The following is a 22,186-nucleotide window of genomic DNA, read 5'->3' as shown; positions in this document are numbered from 1 at the left end:
TTATGAAACTTCAAGTGAATTTGTGCCTCACATAGTCTTTAAGTGAGGTGATTAGAATGGAACAGATAGTAGATATTGTTGGTATTAATATTAGAGAGATTCGAAAGCGAAAAAAATTAACTCAAGAAGAACTAGCGGAAAAATGTGGACTACAAACTTCTTACTTAGCAGGAGTTGAACGAGGAGATAGGAATATTACTTTACAAACGTTAGAAAAAATTGCTTTAGGGTTAGAAATTAACGCTAAAGAACTATTTGAACTAGAGTCACCATTAAATAAATTAACATTAGAGAAAAAGCAATTATTACGAGTATTCACTAGCTATATGCAAGATAAATCGGAAAAAGAGATTAAACTGTTAATAGATATTGCAAACAATATATTTGAGACGTACAAATAATTATTCTATTCACATGAACTATTTAAACACCTACAAAAGCTCATACATTATTTGATAAATCGTTCTGTGTTATATTTGCATCATAAGAAAGGGTGTTTTTATGTTTAAAATTGCGGTACTTGCTGAAAAGCCTTCTGTTGCAAGAGATATTGCAAGAGTATTGAAGTGTAACAAAAAAGGAAATGGATATCTTGAAGGGGATAAATATATAGTAACTTGGGCTTTAGGTCATTTAGTTACTTTAGCAGATCCTGAAAGCTATGACATTAAATATAAAAATTGGGATTTAGAGTCCCTGCCGATGCTACCTGATAAATTAAAGTTATCGGTAATCAAACAGACTGGCAAACAATTTAACGCGGTGAAACACGTATTAGAGAGAGCAGATGTTTCAAGTTGTATTATTGGTACTGATAGCGGTCGTGAAGGTGAATTAGTTGCTAGATGGATTCTAGAAAAAATTAAATATAAAAAACCTATTCAACGATTATGGATTTCATCTGTTACAGACAAGGCTATTAAAGAAGGGTTTGAGAACCTTAAGCCTGGTAAGTACTACGAAAACCTATACCATGCTGCTGTCGCACGTAGTGAAGCAGACTGGTATATCGGTCTAAATGCTACACGTGCCTTAACTACACGTTTTAATGCGCAATTAAACTGTGGTCGTGTACAAACACCAGTAGTTGCTATGGTTGCAGCTCGTGAAGATGAAATTAAACAGTTCAAGCCCCAAACCTATTACGGTATCGAAGCACAAACTAACGATAAATTAAAGTTAACCTGGCAAGATCCAAAAGGTAATTCACGTAGCTTTGATAAAGAGAAAATCGATGCAATTGTAAAAAAAATTAGCAACGATAATGCTAAAGTTGATGAAATTGAACGTAAACCTAAAAAAACATTCGCTCCGGGTTTATACGATTTAACTGAGTTACAACGTGATGCTAATAAAATTTTTGGTTACTCTGCAAAAGAAACGTTAAACATTATGCAAAAGCTTTACGAACAACATAAAGTATTAACATATCCAAGAACAGATTCAAGGTTTATTTCAAGTGATATTGTTAGCACGTTACCAGAGCGCTTAAAAGCATGCGGTATCGGCGAATATCGTTCACTTGTTAATAAAGTGTTAGTAAAGCCTATTAAAGCTTCTAAAGCATTTGTAGACGATTCTAAAGTATCTGATCACCATGCAATTATTCCGACTGAAGAATACGTGAACTTTGCAAACTTCAATGATAAAGAGCGTAAAATTTATGATTTAGTTGTAAAGCGTTTCTTAGCAGTTCTATATCCAGCACATGAGTTTGAACAATTGACACTACGTGCAAAAATTGGTGATGAAAGTTTTGTTGCAAAAGGTAAAACAATCATAACAGCTGGTTGGAAAGAGGTATATGAAAACCGCTTTGAGGATGAAGAATCGAATGACGACTTAAAAGAGCAGGTGTTCCCAAGAATTGGTGATGGTGCAACATTAGAAGTTCGTTTAATTGCACAAACATCAGGTCAAACAAAGTCACCTGCACGCTTTAATGAGGCTACTTTACTATCTGTAATGGAAAATCCAACAAAGTATTTACAAACAAACGATAAGCAGCTTGCCGATACGTTAAAATCTACTGGTGGATTAGGAACAGTTGCTACACGTGCAGATATTATCGATAAACTATTCAATTCATTTATGATTGAACAACGTGGTGGTAAAGATATTTATATTACTTCAAAAGGTCGTCAACTTTTAGATTTAGTACCAGAAGAATTACGCTCACCAGCTACAACTGCCGAGTGGGAACAAAAACTTGAACTAATTGCAAAAGGTAAATTGAAGAAAGAAGTATTTATCAATGAAATGAAGCAGCATACACAAAAGATTGTTTCAGAAATCAAAGCAAGTGATAAAAAATATAAGCATGATAACATCTCAACAAAATCATGTCCTGATTGCGGTAAGCCTATGCTTGAGGTGAATGGCAAAAAGGGTAAAATGCTTGTTTGTCAGGATCGTGAATGTGGTCACAAGAAAAATGTAGCCCGTGTAACAAACGCTCGTTGCCCACAATGTAAGAAGAAACTAGAGCTACATGGTGAAGGCGATGGCCAAATCTTCGTTTGTAAGTGTGGTCACCGCGAGAAGCTATCTGCCTTTGAAGCGCGTCGTAAAAAAGAAGGCGGCGGTAAAGTAGATAAGCGAAGTGTTCAAAAGTATTTGAAGCAGCAAGAAAAGGAGGACGAGCCTTTAAATAACCCTTTTGCAAATTTATTAAAAGGTATGAAACTTGATTAAGTAGACTATTAGTATTCATTTAAGCACCGTAATTATTGTATAAAATCAATGATTACGGTGCTTTATTAGTGTTAAAAAATTTTTTTAATATTTTAGAATTTCTTCTATTCCAATCTATTTTGTTTCTTTAAATATTTATCACTTCTAATGGTATATTTTTCCACTTCTAATCTCTCATGAGTAATAGAGTTAAGCTATCATTTTATAAACTAATTTATAAAGAAATTATAAACAATCTAACCAATTTAGAGATAAAATGGTAAAATTATAACGATAAATAGAAATAACGTAAAGGAAGTTGGTACAATGAGCCAAAACATCGAACTAGAGCTTTTTAAAACTTTAATTGAAGACGAACAAACCTTAATTGTTTTTGATACGTCTTCCTTATTACACTTTTTTGAATGTTCTCCAGATTTAACAGCTAAAATAATAGAAAACTTATCTACTATAGAACATAAACTCTGGATTCCCCATCAAGTTTATAATGAATATTCAAATAAAAAAGATTCTGTAAAACAACGTGAAATGAACAAATTTAGAAATATAATTAACAATTATATTAAGCATATAGACTCTTTAGAAAATGAATATGGTAAACTTCATCTTCGTTACAGAAATTACAATATCAATGGAATTATTGAATTAGAAAATGATTTAAATAATGGTATTGAAATTATAAAAAATAGACTGACACTTTTTCGTCAAGAAAGAACATCTGACGAACAAGAAAACCGCCTATTATTTAGAGAAGATAACATTGAAACATTTATTCATAATATTATAAGTAGTGGCAAGATTGGTTCCCCATTCACTTTAAATGAATTACTGAGTATATATCAAGAGGGTGAAGTTAGATTTAAATATGCAATCCCTCCAGGTTATAAAGACGGAAATAAAGATACAAAAGATCTGAGCAACAGAGCTAAATTTGGTGACTTAATAATTTGGAAAGAAATTTTACAAAAAGTACAGGAGCATAATCAAAACATTATTTTTATAATGGAAGATAATAAACCTGACTGGTGGGAAATAAATAATAGTGTCCTTATAGGTCCTAAACAAGAATTAATAAAAGAATTTAATGAAATTTCAGAATCTGGAAGAGAATTCATAATGTTAGGAACTAGTCAATTTAGTTCCTTACTTTCTTTAATGTATGAAGATATAAAATCAGCTATGGAAAGTTTTATCGAAGATAACTGTGAGGATATAATATTAAATTCAATTGAAGATATCGGTCTTGATAATTTAATAGAACTATACACAACCTTCACAAGTCGTTTAATCCATGGGGGAGAACTACAACCATATATTGAGTACCCCTTAACTGATGTTGAATTAACCGATATTAATGAATTAGAAATTGAAGAAATAAATATAAGTTTTTCCGAAGATTCATTTGAAATTGAAGCTCGAATATCAGCTAATGTAGAAGGAACTATTGAATCAACTGCAAGTAGTGAATTCGTTCAGTATGATGAAGTAACAATTAATATAGCCGGAAAAATTATTGCTAACTATGTCGCGGATTTCACTCAGTTTACTGAAGAATTCGAAAATACTTCTTTAAATATCGAAAATATTTCTATATTAGACACTGAAATAGAACACACTGATTTTGATGTAAAAGGGGATGTTAGTGATCTAATGCTTTGTAAAGATTGTTTTAAGCCTGCTGATTATCAACATGCTACGGAAGGTTTAGTTTGTTCAAAATGTTCTGATGGTTATCAATTGTGTTCTAAATGTGGAATGTTCTTTGATGAACTACATGGGGTATATTGTTATAACTGCGAAATGAATGAATAAAATGAAAAATCCTTCAAAATTGAAAGCTTTTTGAATGCGAAGGCCAAATCTTCGTATGTAAATGTGGTCATCGTGAGAAATTATCTGCATTTGAAGCTCATCGTAAAAAAGAAGGCGGCGGTAAAGTAGATAAGTGAAGTGTTCAAAAGTACTTAAAGGAGCAAGAGAAAGAGGCTGAACCTGAACCTTTAAATAATTTTTTTGCTGATCTATTAAAAGCCTGGAATGGTAACACTTTTGGATAACCTTTTTAAGGGTTCCTTTAAAGCATAAGGGATGGACAGGTTGCTTGAAATGGAGCCTCTATGGGCATGATTGGTTGAGCCAAGAAGCCAGCTAAATATTGCTGGCTTAGCCAAACGAGGCTATCATGCCCATTGTTCCATATAAAGCACTTCTTCGTTAAAGGGCTTAGTAATTCTTCCTTAACCTCTATAAAAATTGTCCGACTAAATGTTACCTATCCAGAACTTAACAAATAAGATAAGAATGCTAAAAGGGCCCTTTCCATGTTTCCACGAAAGCGCACTTTAGTTGAATATAGTGACTAATAGTTTAAAATGCCTTTACTTTATTATTTTTCAAAAGACTTTATATCTTTTATATTGGTAACTTCATTAAATACTCATTATTCGAACCTAATTTACCTAGGTTTTCAAAACCATATTGCTTGAAATATCTCATATTATTGATGGATTCCGTCCATAAAGAACCTGGGATATTCAGTTTTTCTAAATTTCAACAAAAGTGGCCATTAATTTTTTACCTTCACCTTCTTGAAAAGAATGAATATGTAGCAGATCCAAAATCAGATTTGAATTATATAGTTTAATGAAATCAGATTTTGTGGTAATAATTGCAATAAACATAATAGCCTTTAAATTTTTACTAAGTAGTACTATACCCGGCTCCGAGGGATTTAACGAGTGTATAATATAAAAATCATTCTCACTTTTTTCTAACAATAGTTCAATAAATTCTTTTTCACGTCTTGAAGTTCTCCAAGATTTTTTTAGCCTTTTAAATAAGATTTAGTTTTTTCACTTAATTCTTCTGCACCAGAAGTAGTCAAGTTGTCTAAAAATGATTTGAATAGAGTATGTGTAACTTGTGCTGACTGCATTTTTTATTCTCCCTTTAAACTTAATATTTCTCACCGCTGGTGGTACCATTTGATTAATTAAATAGTTTGTTATATTCCAGATAACACTCTGTTGCATCTGTTACATTTCGATGTACAGAGCATCTATCTCTAACTACTAATTAAATTTGCCAAAATCTAAAATAACCATTTTCCTCCCCTTTTGAAATATAAAAAATATTACAATATATTTTTACATTTAAATTTACAAAATCCTTAAAAGTTATAAAATCCCATATTACAAAAAGTCATATTTAAGTAAATAAACGAAAGGATGAGTTGTGTTGCAAAACAGAAATGTTGAAGAATTTTTCAAAAATAATTTAAGAATGTTTAGACATTTAGAAATGATTAGAGATAATCTTTGGTCAAAAGATGGTAAAAGTCGAGTTTCTGTAATGGTTGGAGCTGGATTTAGCTTAAACGCTAGTAAAATCGATGAAAATTTTAAAGGTATGGCTTTATGGGATGACTTAAAAAATATATTAGTCAAGCAATTGAGCCATCATGTAGATATCGAAAAAAAAGATATTCTTGAAATAAGCGAAATTTACGAAGATGAGTATGGAAGGGCTAGCTTAGATGAAATTTTAAAAGAAGCGATTCCGGATGATAATTATCAACCAGACGATTTACATTTTAATTTCTTAAATTTACCTTGGGCCGATGTCTATACTACTAATTATGACACTTTGTTAGAAAGAACAAAGAAAAAAGTTTATGAACGTAAGTATCAGGTTATCTATGATATGAACGATATACCTAACTCTGTATCTCCTAGAATTATTAAATTGCATGGGAGTTTTCCCTCTAATAGACCTTTTATTTTTTCGAATAAAGATTATGAAAATTACCCAATAAAATTTAGTCCTTTTGTTAATATGGTACAACAGTCGATAATGGAAACTACTTTTGTTTTAATTGGTTTTTCCGGAGATGATCCCAACTTTGAAAAATGGATTTCTTGGGTGAAAGACAATTTAGGAGAACATATGCCTAAAATTTATATGATAGGTTATGATCAAGAAAAACGTGGAGAATACTTAAAATCTAAAGGTATTACCTTAATTGACTTTAAAAAATTATATTGTGAAGAGAAAAATCCATATACAGCGATGTTTTTAGATTTATTTGAATTTCTCCATTTTAAAAATAAGGAAGAAAAAACAAAATGGCCATTTAGAACTTATAACAAGTTAAATATTCCTTTAGAGGATCTGAAATATAATAGAGAAAATTTTCCCGGTTGGATAATTCTACCTAACCATATAAGGCGTACTTATGTTGAAAATATTAGGAGATTTGGCAATGATGCCATACTTTCTTTAAAGGATATTAAAAGTTATCAAAACTTGAGTTATTTAAAAGAATTATTGTGGTGCTATAAGATTTTTTGCATACCATTAGAATATCCTATACAAATTCACTTACAAAGGTTGATTAACGAAATTGAAGATATTAATTCTCACGATTTATATATGATACTTTGGTTTTTAATGAATAGCACACGTTTGGATTGTAATAAAGATGATTTTTATAAATATAAAGCTTTATTAGAAAGTTGCGAGTTAACCCATAGTCAAAAGAATGAAATAGTGTATGAAGAAATATTATTACACTTAGTATTCAACGATATAGATTTCGTTAAAACAGCATTAAATGACTGGGAGGTTAAAGAAAGTGAAATTGATTTTAGAATAAAAAAAGCAAATTTATTATTAACAGTAAAAGAGGAAGAAAAAGCCCAGAGCATTCTTGAAAGCGTACTACAACTAATTAGAAGTTTATTGGCCATTCAAGAAGATGATTATAAATTACTTTCCTTAGAAAGCATAGCTCTTTATCTTCTAGGCATAATTAACAAAGATTTAAACTATAGTTATGACAGATTAAAGGTTTTAAATATAAAAAACTGTAATGTGAATCAAGAATTAGAGCAATTAATGATTTCCATAAAACCTTATAGGTACGATTTAGGGACAAAAAAAATTCCTGGTTTCGATCCTGGAAAAGAACAGGTGTCATCAAAAGTTGGAGATTATTTCAAAAAAGAATTACTCGATTCTTACGCTTTACTTTGCATAAAAGAATGGTATAAAGGCCCTCTTGTAGACAAACAGCAGTATTTGTTGGCTTTAGAAAACTTAGACATACTTTACCCTATTTATTCTCTCGTAAAAAGAATACAAAATGTAGATTTAAAAGAAGTTCATAATCTATTCTCTAGGGAATATGTTTATTTAATAGAGAAAGAAAAATTAACTATTCTTGTAGATATATTAAAAACAAGTTTAAAGCAAAAAGAGTATCCTATACTTAAGGAAGTGTTAGTTTTAGAGATAGTTTCTAGGATTTATTTTGCTTTAAGTCGATCAGAAAAATTAGATATTGATGAACAGGTTATTCAGTTCTTAAAAAAACAAGAACACTTTAGAAACAATAATGAACTAAAAATGGTATTAGAAAACCTATTAAAAAGAATTACATTTGATAAAAATAAACAGGATAGAAAATCTTTCTTTGAAAAGTTATTAGATTTACAGTTATATAAACAGTGGCAGCAGGAAAAGACTTTTTATATAAACGATTTTTTCGAACCTTTTTTAACTCTTCTTTCTTGTGCAAATGACATAACAGGATTAGATATAAAAGAAAGTAAATTATTAGAACTGTTAAACTTACTAAAAGAGAGTGAAGATTTAAGTATAAGAGAAGGTTCACTGATTAGATTGACTTTTCTAATTAAAACTGAAAGTTTATTAGCAGAATATCAACGGAAATTTGTTGAGGTTCTAATTACACTACCCAAAACCAACAGTCAGGGTATTAGCGACTTTATTTATAGTCATGTTTTTGATAAATTAACAAATTCTGATAAAGATAATAACTCTAATGCCATTGCTTCATTTTTAAAGAAAGATATCCCTACTTTTTATAATAATGGGGTGTACTCGAGTAATGCAGGGTTAGCTAATTATTTTCAAGAAATCAATGGGCTATTTCCAGATTATATAGGAATTAAGAATAAAAAAAGACCTGATTCAAAATACTATAAAATATGGTTAGACAAATTTTTAAAATGGTGGGATAACCAAGAAGTTGGCTTGTTACGTGATATCAAAGAAGACACAGTATTTTTACCATTGTCAGACTATCTGAAATTGGTAGTTGTATGTTTGAAGAATAATATTTTACCGGTAGCACCATTAGATACTTTTCAAGATCAGGATTATGAAAAGTTAAAAGAAATTTTTGAGAAGATTGATTATAAAAGAAATGACTTATGTTTTCTTTTGATACCGAGTTTTGAAAAACTTCAAATACAAATCAGATATTCTATTACAGATGTAATAAACAGTTTAAAATCTAAAGATTTAAATGCTGTAAAACAAGCCTTACTTTGTATATATGATTATTGTGCTTTAATGAACCCTGAACAAGATAAATTGAAAATTGACAAAGTTAAACAAGAACTATTTTCAATGTTACATTATAGTACTGGAAAAACTTTTGAAAGTGTAATAGAAAATTTAAACTATATATTAAAGAATTGCCCAAATATATTTACTCAAGAAGAGTATCAATCGCTACAAGTATTTATTAATGAATATTTAGTTTTAATAGAGGACGAAAAAATTAGTTTCAACACTTTAGAAGAATTTAAATTAATTTCTAACGTAGCTGGCTTTGTAACATACTTAGACAAAGCTTCAAATGGGAGTCTGGATTTAAAAACTTGGATTAGCTACATAGAAAATCATCGTTTGCCAGAGGTAAGAAAAAACAGTGATATATGGTACAACCATTAGAATTTCTAAAACATAGTCAGTTGAATTTATCAGTACCAATTAGCTTATCTTTGTAATTTTTTATAAAGGTAAGCTTTTATTTATGTGCAAAATACTTCAGGTAATTTTGTGCAGTATTAAAACTTTAGATATTGTTGATTTTCCAGTATCAATTTTAATTTAGGATTTTTGTACATGTGATTTTCATAGAGATACCCCAGCATCCGTTGCCACAATAATTTCATTGACATCATTACGTGTTAACTGCGCTTTCACGGCATTGTATTGTTTACCTGTTTGCTTCATTACAACAAGTTTCATGCGTTCAGGTAACATTGGAAGATTTTCTAAATTCCAATTTTTAAATTTCACATCATATGTTTCGGGATCAGCTAATGTTACTAAATGCCCGAGTGCCCATGTCACGATATATTTGTCGCCTTCTAAAAAGCCATTTCCTTTTTTCGTACACTTTAATACATTTGCTATATCACGTGCTACTGACGGTTTTTCCGCAATAACGACACTTTTTGCCATAAATATTAACCCCTTTATTACCTTATTTACTGTCTAATATACCACAAGTGTTAGTGGAGAATGGCTTCGTGCCCCCACTCAATATTCGGTAGAGAGGGTGTATTTTTATATTTTTGATGCAATAAAAACATGTATAGAATGTTGTTGTTTGGAATTTAATGTATTATTATAGTTAGTAACGAATAATTATACATAAAAGGGAGGCTATTAATGATTATTGAGCCATGTGAAAATGCAGAAAATATTTGCCGAGTAATGCATCTCGCATTCGAACGTTATAAGGAGGATCCGATTCCATCGAGTGCGTTAGTGGAAACGTCACAAACGATTGAAAAAGAATTGCAAAAGGGGATTCGTGTATGGTGTGGGAAAATAAATGAACAGTTAATCGCGATTGTAAAAGTTGTATCTCAAGAGGATGCTCTTTATTTTTCTCGTCTTTCAGTTATTCCATCTATGCAAGGACAAGGTTATGCCAAGCAGTTCGTTCGCTTTATTGAACAGCAAGCAACAATGGAAGGGAAGTGCCATGTTACTTGCAAAGTTCGAAGCAGTGAGGAAGGCAATATTCAATTGTATCGTAAACTTGGATTTGAAATTGTAGGAGAGAAAATGATTCCAAACATCTTAGGGCAAAATATTCAAGTCGTTTCCATGCGGAAAAGAATAAATAGCGCTTTTTAGTTTCAGGAAAATACCTCGAATAGTCCACCAGTTACGATTATCGCATAAGTGGACTTTTTGCATGCGCAAGTTTTTCTGCTGGCCGACCAATTGCATAACCTTGCGCATAATGGATGCCTACCGTTTGAATAAATTCATACTCTTCCTTCGTTTTAATTCCTTCATCTATCACCTTTGTTCCTGACTGAATTGCATAGTTTAAAATGACCGTCAAAAGTTGGTGCTGTGCAGGATGCTCATTAATATCATGAATGAGTGAACGGTCAAGGTTAATAAATTCTGGCTTCAAGTAAATGAGCGTTTTTAAACTGTTATAGCCGGATCCGATATCATCAACAGCAATTCGAAAGCCTTGCGAACGATAATGCGAGAGGACACGTGAAAACTCTTCAAAATCCGTCACTGCACTTCGCTCCGTTAGCTCAAACACCACTTGTTCCTGCTCGATGTTTAAAGAATTTAACAGCGTCAATGTTTCACCACTCTGGTAATTTTTATCGAGTAATATGTTTGGATGGATATTTATAAACAGCGTGAAATTTTTTTGGGGGAATGTTTGGTGAACTATTTCATGGTATCGAAGCAATGATAAATTTCGGCCAAGGCATTCAAATGAAAAAACATGATTCGTATGGCTACAAATTAGTAAAAGTTATCTGGATTATTAAAAAGGTTTGTACGAAAAGGGCGATTAAGTGCTGCAAAGGCAAATGTTTCATTGCTTTGCACATCCAATATTGGTTGGAAAAGTAGTATACAGAAGTATATGTAGCAACAAGAAAAAGGAGTAAAGCCCATTAACAATGGATTTTCATATTTGTTAAAAGATATGAAATTTGATTAATAGAAAAATGACTGGTAAATAAAATAATCACCAGCCATTTTAAAACTATTTTAATTATATTCATAACATAGCTTTTCCAAAATGAAGGACAATACATAAAATGAAATTGTTAATATGGTGAAGAATTCAGTGGCAAGAGTAGGATTTTTTCCTAATCACAGAGCTATAACTGACATTAAGTTTAAAGATTGTGATCGGTCACTTAGAATGGATAGTTCATTGGTTTTACTTGAACAGATACCCATTTTGCTTGTGTAAATTCATCAATAATCCATGGGTTACCGAAACGACCCATTCCGCTGCCTTTCATACCGCCAAACGGAATATTGGATAAGCAGTTAACAGTTTGGTCATTCACGTGTGTCATACCAGCTTCAATTAACACTGCCATTTCTTCACCGATTGCTAAATCACTTGTGAAAACAGAAGAAGTTAAACCATACTCAGTGTCATTAGCAATTTCAATCGCTTCTTCATCAGTGGATGCTTTAATAAGTGACACAACCGGAGAAAAGAATTCTCTCCGTGCTAAACTACTAGCATTATCAACATTACCAAAGATGAATGGTGTTAAAATATTGCCTACACGTTGCCCCTCTAATAATAATTCATTGCCTTCAGTTTTTGCTTCTTCAATAAAGCCTAATACTTTATCGATTTGTGCATGGTTAATCAGAGGACCGATGATTGTTGATGGATCTTTTGGATTACCATATGGAATTTGTTTTGCACGTTCTACAAATTTACTAGCGAATTCTTCATATAGATCTTCATGCACGATAATGCGGTTAATACTCATACAAATTTGACCTTGATGTAAGAATTTACCCATGATTGCTGCTTTTACTGCCTGTTCAATATCTGCGTCTTTCAAGACAACGAATGGGTTATTACCACCTAGTTCTAGTGCAGTACGTTTCAACATTTCACCGGCAACTTTACCAATATGTTTACCAACACCAGTTGAGCCTGTGAAGCTAATTAATTTTGAATGCGGATGCGTAATCATCGTATCTCCGATTTCAGGTATATCTGTAAGAATTGAACTGAATACACCTGTTGGAATGCCCGCTTCTTCAAACGCTTTTGCAATAACAGAACCGCCTGAAATACCTGTTTGAAGATCTGCTTTATGCACAACTGTGTTCCCTAATGCTAATGCTGGTGCAATAGTACGCATAGATAAATATAGCGGGAAATTAAAAGGTGAAATAGATGCAATGACACCAAGTGGTAAGCGATAAACTTTATTCAATTTGTCAGGAATTGCAGAGTCTACTGTTTTTACTGTGCCAACTTTGTCAATCATTTTTAAAGATTCTTCTAAATCAGCAATAACAAAGCTAACTTCTACATTACCTTTAAGTACACTACTACCAGATTCTGTAACTAATACTTCTACAATTTCTTGTTGATGTTCTTTAAAATAGGCAATTGCCTTCTCAATAACAGTTTTACGAAGTTCAGCATTTTTTGCCCATTCTTTTTGTGCTGTATTTGCTGATTCGAATGCAGAATCCAATTGCGCTTTCGAAGCTATTGAAATATTGGCTAATACAGTATCGTCAAATGGATTTAAATCGTTATATACACGATCAGTTTCACCTGCTACCCATTCACCATTAATATAACTTTTGTTTAATGAAAAATATTGACTCATAAAAATTCCTCCAAATAATAAATTAAAGATACTTCCAGTTGAATCAATTTCATAAATCATCTTTTTCAAAAGCTTAGACTGCTACTAATTCAAAACTTACGTTTTTAAAGATTAAGCTGTTTGCTATTGATTTTATACGATGGCATTGATTCGGTCTGCTGCTAATTTGCAGGAATTATAAATAAACGTCACAAGGTCGAAATGTAGTTTTGCCTTTCTCCCTGTTCGATGACGGACATTTTTCAATTGAAAATACTGTTTTAAATAAGCGTTTACTCGCTCAACGGCTGTTCATTCTTTGTATAGATTTTTCCACAGTTCAGTGCTACGTGCTGTAGGTGCCCCTTTTTTATTGTTTGAAAGCCCTTGATACCGAAGAGATTGGAATTATGAAATTAACTCAATTAATAGAAAAATTTTTAAAAATTATAAGTTTTGTCTAATACTAAAATAGGTTTAATAGTTGAACCGTTTTTAGAATCAGCAAATGCTTGTTCAATTTGATCAAATTCATAAAATTTCACCAGTTTATCTACAGGGAATTGGCCATTTTTAAAGAATTGAACTAATTTTGGAATGATTAATTGTGGTACTGCGTCTCCTTCAATAACACCTTTTAAAGTTTTTGCAGGACCAACGATATCTGTGAACACGTTTAATGTTAAGTCACGTTTACCAACAGCGACAGAAGCGATTTCACCTTTTACACGTAATGAGTGAATGCCAGCTAATGTTACTTCTGGAACACCGGTAGTTTCTAATGCATAGTGAGCCCCTTTACCAGTGATTTCAATAATTCGTGCTGTTACGTCTTCTTGCTTACTGTTAATTGTGTGGGTTGCGCCTAACTCTTTTGCTAATTCAAGACGACTGTCATGAATGTCTACAGCAATGATTGGGTGGCATCCGGCAATTTTTGCTGCCATCATACCTGATAAGCCTACAGCACCAGTACCGAATACAACTAAGCTTGTACCTGGTTCAGGTGCTAGTGAATTTAATACAGTTCCACTACCAGTCATGATACCGCACCCCAAAGGTCCTAGATAGCGTAGGTCGATATCTTTATCCACTTTAACGATATTACCTTCATCAACTGTTGCATAAGTAGCGAAAGAAGATTGTCCGAAGAATTGAGATACATCTTGATCGTTTTCTGTGTGAAGTGGTGTTTCACCATGTTTATTTTTACCACCGAAGTTCAGAGGAAGCATGTTTTCACAGCCACCAGCATTACCATCTAGGCAATTATCGCAGTGACCGCAGTAAGTGAAACCAAGTACAACATGGTCCCCTGGTTGAACTGTTGTTACGTTTGCCCCAACTTTTTCTACAATTCCAGCACCCTCGTGGCCAAGTACCGCTGGGTAAGGAACGGGTGTAGATTTATCTAAAACAGTTGCATCCGTATGACAAACACCTGTTGCAACTATTTTCACTAATACTTGATCAGATTTAGGCTCATCTAAAACCAAGTTTTGTTGTTCGAAATCAATCCCATCTGTTGTTACCATTGCTTGAATTTTCATGTGAATACCTCCTAAAAGTTGAAACGAATAATATACATTCGTTATGATAGTATTACCCGTTCAAAGATAAATTAATTATAGGTAGCAGAAAATTTGCATTCAATCATTAAAAAGATAATTTTGTATAGGTTCCCATCAACTAATTGAAAGATGTATTGGTATTCAACATAATTTTAAAAATGTCTATTTTGGAGGGAAGGTTGATGGAAAAGAAAGAAGACCGTCGCATTGAAAGGACTAAGGATCAACTTAGGCAAACATTAAAAATACTTGTGGTAAAGAAAGGTTATACGAATGTACGTGTAAAGGATATTGTAGAAACGGCCAACTATAACCGGACGACTTTTTATGTGCATTACGATGGCAAGGATGAGCTAGCTGCAGAAATTATTGCTCTCGAAATGAGGGGTTTTTTACATGAATTTTGTAAACCAGTGCGAGACAATCCAATATTAGATTTAAGAAAAATGGACGCTTCAGGGACGGACGTATTTCATTATATTAAAGAGAATAGAAGCTTTTATGATTTACTTGTGCTGGGAAATACGTTACCAAATATTAATCAAGCCTTATTAACAGAACTACAAGATATATTTCAAAATCGCATGTATTTTTTAGGGGATCAAGCTACTGAAATTAACGCACAATACTTTATTCATTATCGTTCATATGGGATATATGGTTTTATTTTAGAATGGATTCGAAGTAGTTATGATGCAGAACCAGTAGAAATGGCAAAGCGCATTATTAATTTGTTACATTATCATTCTCCTCTTATGACTCAATTAAATGATGAATAAAAATAGGCGAAACTTATGCAAAGTTGTAACGGATATTTTGCCAATAGAGTGTTTCGAAAAGTCCACTAGCTACGATTATGGCATAAGTGGACTTTTTGCATGCGCAAGTTTTTCTGCTGGCCGACCGATTGCATAACCTTGTGCATAATGGACGCCTGCCGATTGAATAAATTCGTATTCTTCCTTCGTTTCAATTCCTTCAGCTATCACCTTTGTTCCTGACTGAATCGCATAGTTTAAAATAACCGTCAAAAGCTGCTGCTGTGCAGGGTGGTCATTAATATTTTGAATGAGTGAACGATCAAGCTTAATGAATTCAGGCTTTAAGTAAATAAGCGTTTTTAAGCTGTTATAGCCAGAGCCGACATCATCAACGGCAATTCGAAATCCTTGTGCACGATAATGCGAGAGGACGCGTGAAAACTCTTCAAAATCTATTACCGCACTGCGCTCTGTTAGCTCAAATACCACTTGCTCCGGCTCGATATTTAAAGATTTTAGCAGCGCCAATGTTTCACCGCTATGATAATTTTTGTCGAGTAAAATATTCGGATGGATATTTATAAACAACGTGAAATTCTTATTTGAAGCCATTTGTTGCCGACGCGCATCGTACCGAATTAAAGATAAATTACGGCATAGACATTCGAATAAAAAGACGCGATTCGTTGTACCAACAAATTCATAAAAAATGTCTGGATTTTTAAATAGGTTTGTTTGAAATGGGCGATTGAGCGCTTCAAAGGCAAATGTTTTATTACTTTGTACATCCATAATTGGTTGGAATAGGGTCGTCATTTCTTGCTTGGCCATAATATGATTCAAAGAAAATAAGCGTGTTACATGTAAAATGGCTTTATTTTTTAGCAGTAGTGATTTAATAAACAAACTTGGCGAATTCCATGTTTTTGCATCAATAGTAGTTGAAAGTTTCATTCCATAACACCCATTCTTTCTATAAGTTAGTTTTATTATAAATACGGATTGTAATTGTTATATGTAATTCATGTAAAGAATACAATAAATTTAATAATATCAAGTAATGTTTATAGGTTTTTAGAATTGTTTTTAATGGTAAATTAGATTCAAATGTGTATAAAAGGTGAATTTTTTACTGTGGAAACCGATATATGATTATATAGTTCTTGTAAAATTGATCGGAAAAAACTAGTGATTACAGGGTAGGTGAATAGGATGAAGATTTCGAGCTTATTGCATGGTTTCAATCCAGAATTAGAAGAAAGAAAGCGCGCCGTCCAACGCAAAACTGTGGGAGATGCTTATAAAAAGCATGCTAAATATACAGATGCGAGCAAAAATCTGATGCTTCAAGCGCTTGAAAATTTATTGTCAGGTAAAACGGAAAAAGATTTGCATAAGGCAGATGTAGCTGCGCGCAAAGATTCTCCGCAATCCGCTTTTGAATCGAACGTACAACCTGAAGTAAAAAAAGAAATTGATCAACTAAAGCAAACAGAAAGAGAAGTTATTGCCCATGAAACCGCGCATAAAGCAGCTGGCGCAGGTGTGACAGGCGGTATTAGCTATACGCATACAACGGTGCCAGATGATCAAAGTTATATTATGGGTGGCGAAGTATCTATTCAAATGCCAAGTGCCGGTGAATCGGACAGTACAATATCTGTTCTTGAAAAAGTACGTCAAGCGGCATTAGCACCTACAGAGCCGTCCGCACAGGATTTACGTGTTGCAGCAAGTGCTTCCGCGCAAATTCAGCAAGTACGAGCACAGGAAAACGGCGAAGTTTTTGAAGAGGAAGAGTTCGCTCCATTTGCAGAAGAAAATTTTGCATTTGAGGTGCCAGCGCGATTCCAAAGCGATTTTGCACGTGATCCGCAGGAACGAACGGTTTTCGGAAAAGAGTTAGAAAATCTTTTATTTCAGCGCACGTATAATAAAGCGGTAGAAAAATATTCATCACATATTAATATGGTGAAATCGGGCTACAATCCTTTCATCGAGCCTACTTTTTCACAATCAGCATAATGGACGGAAGCTTGCCCAAATCATAGCGGGTAAGCTTTTTTATGTTATTTTTTGTTATACTAGTTAACATGAAATCTTAAGGGGTGTATAGGATGGCAAAGAAAAATGTGAAAACAAATGCTATTCGATTTATTGAACAGCAAAAAATTGCTCATGAAGTATTTGAATACACATCAGAAAATGGGGAAGCGGTTGATGGCGTGACCGTTGCTAGTAAAATTGGTCAGCCTATAGAACGTGTTTACAAAACATTGATTGCAACGGCTGGAAAAGGACATTATTATGTATTTGTCATTCCAGTAGCAGCCGAGCTTAACTTAAAAGCTGCAGCAAAAGCGGTTGGGGAGAAAAAAGTTGAAATGCTAGCAGTGAAAGAACTGCTCGATTTAACGGGCTATGTACGTGGGGGCTGTTCGCCAATTGGTATGAAAAAACTATTCCCAACATATATCGACGAAACAGCCGAGTCACTCGATTATTTCATCGTCAGTGCAGGGAAAATTGGCATGCAAATAAAGCTCACACCAGCTGACTTAGCACGTGCAACGAAAGCTAAGTTTGCCTCAATTATTGTTAGTGAGTAAACAAGCTGTCTTTAGTTCAAATTATATATAGAGAGAGAAGGATTTATGTGTCAAAGAAATTTAAATGGCAATGGGGCTGTTTCTTTGTTGGTTTGATGGTTATGTCGCTTGGCATTACTATGACCATCAAAGGGAAAGCAATTGGTACAGCTCCGTGGGATGTCTTACATATCGGTTTATTTAAACAATTCGGCTTAACAATTGGTTCGTGGTCGATTTTAACAGGACTATTTATTATTTGTGTCACTTCCATCTATTTAAAGCAGTTCCCAAAATTAGCGACGTTGTTAAATATGCTTTTAATCGGTTCATTCATTGATTTATTTAACTGGCTATTGCCATCAACAACTGTGCTTGGATTTGAAATACTGTATTTTGTTTTGGGCTTTTTTGTGATGAGCATAGGCTGTGGAATGTATATTGCCGCAAGTCTGGGTGCGGGTCCACGCGATACGATCATGATGATTATTGCGAGCAAAGGCTATTCAGTCAAAACAGGACGTACAATCATGGAAGTTATTGCCGCAAGTTTTGGCTGGTTACTCGGTGGTCCAGTAGGCTTTGGAACGGTTATTTTAGCATTAGGGACAGGCTATATCATTCAGCCTGCATTAAGTTATTTTAAACGGAAGCTCGAACAAATTATCGGAGAGCCATTAATATAAAAAAATTCAGACTATGCTAAAATGAAACTAATGTTGAAATGGAAAGGATGATTAAGCATGTCAAACGTATTAACGATATTTTTAGATGAAAATTTAGACGCATTACGCTCGCAAGGTTTATACAATGAAATCGATCCTGTTGAAGGTGCAAATGGTCCAATCATTCAAGTGCGCGGTCAACAATTAATCAACTTATCATCAAATAATTATTTAGGTTTAGCAACAAGTGAAGAGCTAAAACAAATTGCCAAAAATACAATCGATACATATGGTGTCGGTGCAGGTGCTGTTCGTACAATTAACGGAACACTTGATTTACACGTAAAGCTAGAGGAAACATTAGCGAAATTCAAAGGCACAGAAGCAGCAATCAGCTACCAATCAGGCTTTAACTGCAATATGGCGGCGATTTCTGCGGTGATGGATAAAAATGATGCGATTTTATCAGATGAATTAAACCACGCTTCGATTATTGACGGCTGCCGCTTATCGAAAGCGAAAATTATTCCTTTTGCCCATGCGGATATGGACGATTTACGCGCGAAAGCAAAGGCGGCACAGGAATCAGGTCTTTACAATAAAGTAATGGTCATTACAGATGGCGTTTTTTCAATGGATGGCGATATTGCGAAACTGCCGGAAATTGTGGAAATCGCAAAAGAGTTTGATTTAATTACGTATGTAGATGATGCGCACGGTTCAGGTGTAACGGGTAAAGGCGCTGGCACAGTGAAGCATTTTGAACTTCAAAATGAAATTGATTTCCAAATCGGCACACTATCAAAAGCAATTGGTGTTGTTGGGGGCTATGTAGCGGGTAAGAAAAATTTAATCGACTGGTTAAAAGTTCGCTCTCGTCCATTTTTATTCTCAACAGCTTTACCACCGGGCGATGTTGCTGCGATTACACGCGCGGTAGAAATCATCATGGAATCTACGGAGCTACATGATAAGTTGTGGGAAAATGGTCATTATTTAAAAGCGGGACTTGCAAAATTAGGCTTCAATATAGGTGCATCTGAAACGCCGATTACACCGTGTATTATTGGCGATGAAAACTTAACACAAACATTCTCAAAGCGTTTAACAGAAGAGGGCGTTTATGCAAAATCAATCGTCTTCCCAACAGTTGCAAAAGGCACAGGTCGCGTGCGCAACATGCCAACTGCTGCTCATACAAAAGAAATGCTTGATGACGCGCTTGTGATTTATGAAAAAGTGGGTCGTGAGTTAGGGGTTATTAAGTAATAATGGAGAAGGCTAGAAACAGGAAAATTCGTTTCTAGCTTTTTTCTTCTATTATAAGTCACTAACGAGCTACATTCGGCGAAAATATCCCCAATTTCGCAACTCGTCTCATCGCTTCCCGTAAACGTTCTTCTTCTACTAATAATCCAACTCGAATATAACCTTCTCCGTATTGACCAAATCCATTGCCTGCTGCGACTGCAATATCTGCTTTATCCAATAATAAATCCGCAAATGCCTCACTTGTATAGCCGGCTGGTACAGGGAGCCATGCAAAGAAAGAACCTTTTGGCGCGGTAATGTTCCAGCCGATTTTATGCGCTTCTTCAACAAGAACATTTCGACGTTGTTCATATAGCTCGCGTAATTGTTCAACACATGTTTGCTCATCATTTAGTGCTGTTGCGGCTGCATGCTGAATTGCAGGGAACTGACTGCAAAACAGATGATCTTGAATGATATTAATCGCTTCCACCATTTTGGCATTTCCAACAGCAAAACCAATGCGCCAACCCGCCATATTATAAGATTTCGACAATGTGTAAAGCTCGATTCCGATTTCCTTTGCACCTTTTGCTTGTAGGAAGCTTGGCGGACGCTCTCCATCAAAACCAATAGCACCATATGCGAAATCATGGGCAACTGCGATATTGTGTTCCTTTGCAAATTGCACAGTTTGCTCAAAAAAGTCCGTTGTTGCGGTGCCGCCTGTAGGATTGTTTGGGTAGTTGATATACATCAGTTTCGCCCGTTCACATATTTCAGCACTTAAAGCTTCGTAATTAGGTAAAAAATCATTATCCGCAGTCAATGGCATCGTATCAAATTGCACATCTGCCAGCGCGACACCAGATAAATAATCGGGGTATCCTGGGTCTGGTAATAGCATATAATCATCCGCATTTAATAGGGCAAGTGGTAGTTCAACCAGCCCGATTTTAGTACCACCTAAAATGGCCACTTCTGTATTCTGATCAATGTCGACATCATATTCCCGCTTGTAAAAGTCTGCCGCTGCTTGACGAAGTTCTGCAATTCCACGAAATGGTGAATATTTATGTGTCCCTGGATTTGTAACAGCGAGTTGTAATGCTTCAATAATATGGTCGGGTGTCGGTTGATCCGGATTGCCTTGTCCTAAATTAATGACATCGCGTCCCTCTGCTAACGCTTGATTCACTTTATTGACTAATGCGGCAAAAAATTGAGGTGGAAGCTGCTGTAGTTTTTTCGAAAATTCCATGTACAATCACCTTTTCTTCATATAGTGGGATAATCGTATGCTTTTTGAGTGTTTAAGTAAAGTGAAAATTACGACATCTGGTAATCAATTACTCCAAAAAACATGTTAAAATGAAGCAATAAGTAAATTGGAAAAGGGTGGTGTCCGTTGTGAAAATCGGTTGTATTCAATTAAATGTTGGTTTTGGTAAAGTGGATGAAAATTATGCTCGAGCGGAAAAATCTATTCGTGAAGCGGTAGCTGGTGGCGCGGAAATCGTAGTCCTTCCAGAAATGTGGAACTCGGGTTATGCGTTAGAAAAGCTTGAGGAATTAGCGGATATCAATGGTGAACGTACACAAGCTTTTTTAAGTGCATTAGCAAAAGAGTTAGCGGTACATATTGTAGGTGGCTCGGTGTCAGTAAAGCGTGATAACGGCAAGTTTTACAATACGATGTACACATACAGTCGCGATGGTGAATTAGTCGGTGAATATAGCAAAGCGCATTTATTCCGCTTAATGGACGAGCATTTGTATTTAGAGTCTGGCGATACAATGAATCGTTTTGCATTAGACGAAATTGAAGCGGGCGGCGTTATTTGTTACGATATTCGTTTTCCGGAATGGTTACGAGCGCATGCATTAGACGGAGCAAAGGTATTGTTTGTACCAGCACAATGGCCAACGCCGCGTATTGATCACTGGAAAACATTATTACAAGCACGTGCCATTGAAAATCAGTGCTTTGTTGTAGCAGTCAACCGTATTGCTCGTAAAGTGGAAAACTTCAACGGGCAGTCGATGATTATCGGTCCATGGGGGGAAGTGTTATGGACTGGGGCAGAGGATGAGGAATTAGCAATCATTGATGTTGATTTTTCAGTAGTGGATGAAGTAAGAGAGCGAATTCCGGTTTATGAAGATCGCCGTCCACAGCTCTATGAAAAGGTTGTAAAAAAATAATAGTTC

Annotated in this window: 16 protein-coding genes and 3 pseudogenes; 12 read left to right on the top strand and 7 right to left on the bottom strand. The window is 34.4% G+C overall.

What is annotated here, in order from left to right; translation table 11 throughout:
* Positions 1–56 precede the first annotated feature (56 nt).
* The 5 genes and pseudogenes from ACQKIH_RS02915 (at position 57) to ACQKIH_RS02895 (ending at position 9,456) form a co-directional block, all read left to right on the top strand.
* Positions 57–401, top strand: coding sequence for a helix-turn-helix domain-containing protein (locus tag ACQKIH_RS02915; RefSeq protein WP_427763345.1), 345 nt, complete (start codon positions 57–59; stop codon positions 399–401).
* Between the two features lie 100 nt (positions 402–501).
* Entirely contained in the window at positions 502–2,694 is a 2,193-nt protein-coding gene (locus tag ACQKIH_RS02910; RefSeq protein WP_427763343.1) for a DNA topoisomerase III, read from the top strand.
* 306 nt (positions 2,695–3,000) lie between these two features.
* Entirely contained in the window at positions 3,001–4,506 is a 1,506-nt protein-coding gene (locus tag ACQKIH_RS02905) for a PIN-like domain-containing protein (RefSeq protein WP_427763342.1), read from the top strand.
* A gap of 32 nt (positions 4,507–4,538) precedes the next feature.
* Positions 4,539–4,751, top strand: a pseudogene (locus tag ACQKIH_RS02900) (hypothetical protein); the annotation flags it as partial.
* A 1,180-nt stretch (positions 4,752–5,931) separates the two neighbouring features.
* On the top strand, positions 5,932–9,456 hold the full coding sequence (locus ACQKIH_RS02895) for an SIR2 family NAD-dependent protein deacylase (RefSeq protein WP_427763340.1): 3,525 nt from the start codon (positions 5,932–5,934) through the stop codon (positions 9,454–9,456).
* 195 nt (positions 9,457–9,651) lie between these two features.
* Here ACQKIH_RS02895 and ACQKIH_RS02890 read toward each other — a convergent pair.
* Positions 9,652–9,972: pseudogene (locus ACQKIH_RS02890) on the bottom strand (toprim domain-containing protein); the annotation flags it as partial.
* 210 nt (positions 9,973–10,182) lie between these two features.
* Here ACQKIH_RS02890 and ACQKIH_RS02885 point away from each other — a divergent pair.
* On the top strand, positions 10,183–10,656 hold the full coding sequence (locus ACQKIH_RS02885) for a GNAT family N-acetyltransferase (RefSeq protein WP_427763339.1): 474 nt from the start codon (positions 10,183–10,185) through the stop codon (positions 10,654–10,656).
* Between the two features lie 37 nt (positions 10,657–10,693).
* Here ACQKIH_RS02885 and ACQKIH_RS02880 read toward each other — a convergent pair whose 3' ends face one another.
* The 4 genes and pseudogenes from ACQKIH_RS02880 to ACQKIH_RS02865 all read right to left on the bottom strand — a co-directional run bounded on the left by ACQKIH_RS02880 (position 10,694) and on the right by ACQKIH_RS02865 (position 14,689).
* Positions 10,694–11,242, bottom strand: coding sequence for an EAL domain-containing protein (locus ACQKIH_RS02880; RefSeq protein WP_427763338.1), 549 nt, complete (start codon positions 11,240–11,242; stop codon positions 10,694–10,696).
* 460 nt (positions 11,243–11,702) lie between these two features.
* Positions 11,703–13,160 carry an aldehyde dehydrogenase family protein gene (locus tag ACQKIH_RS02875; protein WP_057986572.1) on the bottom strand — a complete coding sequence of 486 codons (1,458 nt, stop codon included), beginning with the start codon at positions 13,158–13,160 and terminating at the stop codon, positions 11,703–11,705.
* 132 nt (positions 13,161–13,292) lie between these two features.
* A pseudogene (locus ACQKIH_RS02870) lies at positions 13,293–13,484 on the bottom strand (IS5/IS1182 family transposase); the annotation flags it as partial.
* A gap of 95 nt (positions 13,485–13,579) precedes the next feature.
* Entirely contained in the window at positions 13,580–14,689 is a 1,110-nt protein-coding gene (locus ACQKIH_RS02865; RefSeq protein ID WP_427763337.1) for an NAD(P)-dependent alcohol dehydrogenase, read from the bottom strand.
* Positions 14,690–14,892: 203 nt separating this feature from the next.
* On the opposite strand from ACQKIH_RS02865, the gene ACQKIH_RS02860 reads away from it, so the two are divergent.
* Positions 14,893–15,489: a TetR/AcrR family transcriptional regulator gene (locus tag ACQKIH_RS02860; protein WP_427763335.1), complete on the top strand. Its 597-nt coding sequence runs from the start codon at positions 14,893–14,895 to the stop codon at positions 15,487–15,489.
* A gap of 75 nt (positions 15,490–15,564) precedes the next feature.
* Here the strand turns inward: ACQKIH_RS02860 and ACQKIH_RS02855 are convergent, their stop codons facing one another.
* Positions 15,565–16,425 (bottom strand): EAL domain-containing protein, encoded by an 861-nt coding sequence (locus tag ACQKIH_RS02855; RefSeq protein WP_427763334.1) that lies wholly within the window; start codon positions 16,423–16,425, stop codon positions 15,565–15,567.
* A 258-nt stretch (positions 16,426–16,683) separates the two neighbouring features.
* Between ACQKIH_RS02855 and ACQKIH_RS02850 the strand changes: the two genes are divergently transcribed.
* The 4 genes from ACQKIH_RS02850 to ACQKIH_RS02835 all read left to right on the top strand — a co-directional run bounded on the left by ACQKIH_RS02850 (position 16,684) and on the right by ACQKIH_RS02835 (position 19,993).
* Complete coding sequence (locus ACQKIH_RS02850; protein ID WP_427763332.1) at positions 16,684–17,496, top strand: putative metalloprotease CJM1_0395 family protein; 813 nt, start codon at positions 16,684–16,686, stop codon at positions 17,494–17,496.
* Positions 17,497–17,588: 92 nt separating this feature from the next.
* Complete coding sequence (gene ybaK, locus ACQKIH_RS02845) at positions 17,589–18,080, top strand: Cys-tRNA(Pro) deacylase (protein ID WP_427763330.1); 492 nt, start codon at positions 17,589–17,591, stop codon at positions 18,078–18,080.
* 47 nt (positions 18,081–18,127) lie between these two features.
* Positions 18,128–18,745, top strand: a complete 618-nt coding sequence (locus ACQKIH_RS02840; RefSeq protein ID WP_427763328.1) for a YczE/YyaS/YitT family protein — start codon at positions 18,128–18,130, stop codon at positions 18,743–18,745.
* Between the two features lie 57 nt (positions 18,746–18,802).
* A complete protein-coding gene (locus tag ACQKIH_RS02835) occupies positions 18,803–19,993 on the top strand; it encodes a glycine C-acetyltransferase (RefSeq protein ID WP_427763327.1) in 1,191 nt (396 codons plus the stop codon).
* 61 nt (positions 19,994–20,054) lie between these two features.
* On the opposite strand, the gene ACQKIH_RS02830 is transcribed toward ACQKIH_RS02835, so the two are convergent.
* On the bottom strand, positions 20,055–21,236 hold the full coding sequence (locus tag ACQKIH_RS02830) for a pyridoxal phosphate-dependent aminotransferase (protein WP_427763325.1): 1,182 nt from the start codon (positions 21,234–21,236) through the stop codon (positions 20,055–20,057).
* A gap of 149 nt (positions 21,237–21,385) precedes the next feature.
* On the opposite strand from ACQKIH_RS02830, the gene ACQKIH_RS02825 reads away from it, so the two are divergent.
* Positions 21,386–22,180, top strand: a complete 795-nt coding sequence (locus ACQKIH_RS02825) for a carbon-nitrogen family hydrolase (RefSeq protein ID WP_427763324.1) — start codon at positions 21,386–21,388, stop codon at positions 22,178–22,180.
* Positions 22,181–22,186 lie beyond the last annotated feature (6 nt).

Origin of the sequence: Solibacillus cecembensis (assembly GCF_050272495.1) — a bacterium.
GTDB classification, from domain to species: Bacteria; Bacillota; Bacilli; order Bacillales_A; family Planococcaceae; genus Solibacillus; species Solibacillus cecembensis.
This window is presented reverse-complemented; position numbering and strand designations above follow the sequence as displayed.

Coding starts and splice junctions, on each gene's coding strand:
- ACQKIH_RS02915 (WP_427763345.1), top strand. CDS start 57: ATGGAACAGATAGTAGATATTGTTGGTATTAATATTAGAGAGATTCGA.
- ACQKIH_RS02910 (WP_427763343.1), top strand. CDS start 502: ATGTTTAAAATTGCGGTACTTGCTGAAAAGCCTTCTGTTGCAAGAGAT.
- ACQKIH_RS02905 (WP_427763342.1), top strand. CDS start 3,001: ATGAGCCAAAACATCGAACTAGAGCTTTTTAAAACTTTAATTGAAGAC.
- ACQKIH_RS02885 (WP_427763339.1), top strand. CDS start 10,183: ATGATTATTGAGCCATGTGAAAATGCAGAAAATATTTGCCGAGTAATG.
- ACQKIH_RS02875 (WP_057986572.1), bottom strand. CDS start 13,160: ATGAGTCAATATTTTTCATTAAACAAAAGTTATATTAATGGTGAATGG.
- ACQKIH_RS02865 (WP_427763337.1), bottom strand. CDS start 14,689: ATGAAAATTCAAGCAATGGTAACAACAGATGGGATTGATTTCGAACAA.
- ACQKIH_RS02860 (WP_427763335.1), top strand. CDS start 14,893: ATGGAAAAGAAAGAAGACCGTCGCATTGAAAGGACTAAGGATCAACTT.
- ACQKIH_RS02855 (WP_427763334.1), bottom strand. CDS start 16,425: ATGAAACTTTCAACTACTATTGATGCAAAAACATGGAATTCGCCAAGT.
- ACQKIH_RS02850 (WP_427763332.1), top strand. CDS start 16,684: ATGAAGATTTCGAGCTTATTGCATGGTTTCAATCCAGAATTAGAAGAA.
- ybaK (WP_427763330.1), top strand. CDS start 17,589: ATGGCAAAGAAAAATGTGAAAACAAATGCTATTCGATTTATTGAACAG.
- ACQKIH_RS02835 (WP_427763327.1), top strand. CDS start 18,803: ATGTCAAACGTATTAACGATATTTTTAGATGAAAATTTAGACGCATTA.
- ACQKIH_RS02830 (WP_427763325.1), bottom strand. CDS start 21,236: ATGGAATTTTCGAAAAAACTACAGCAGCTTCCACCTCAATTTTTTGCC.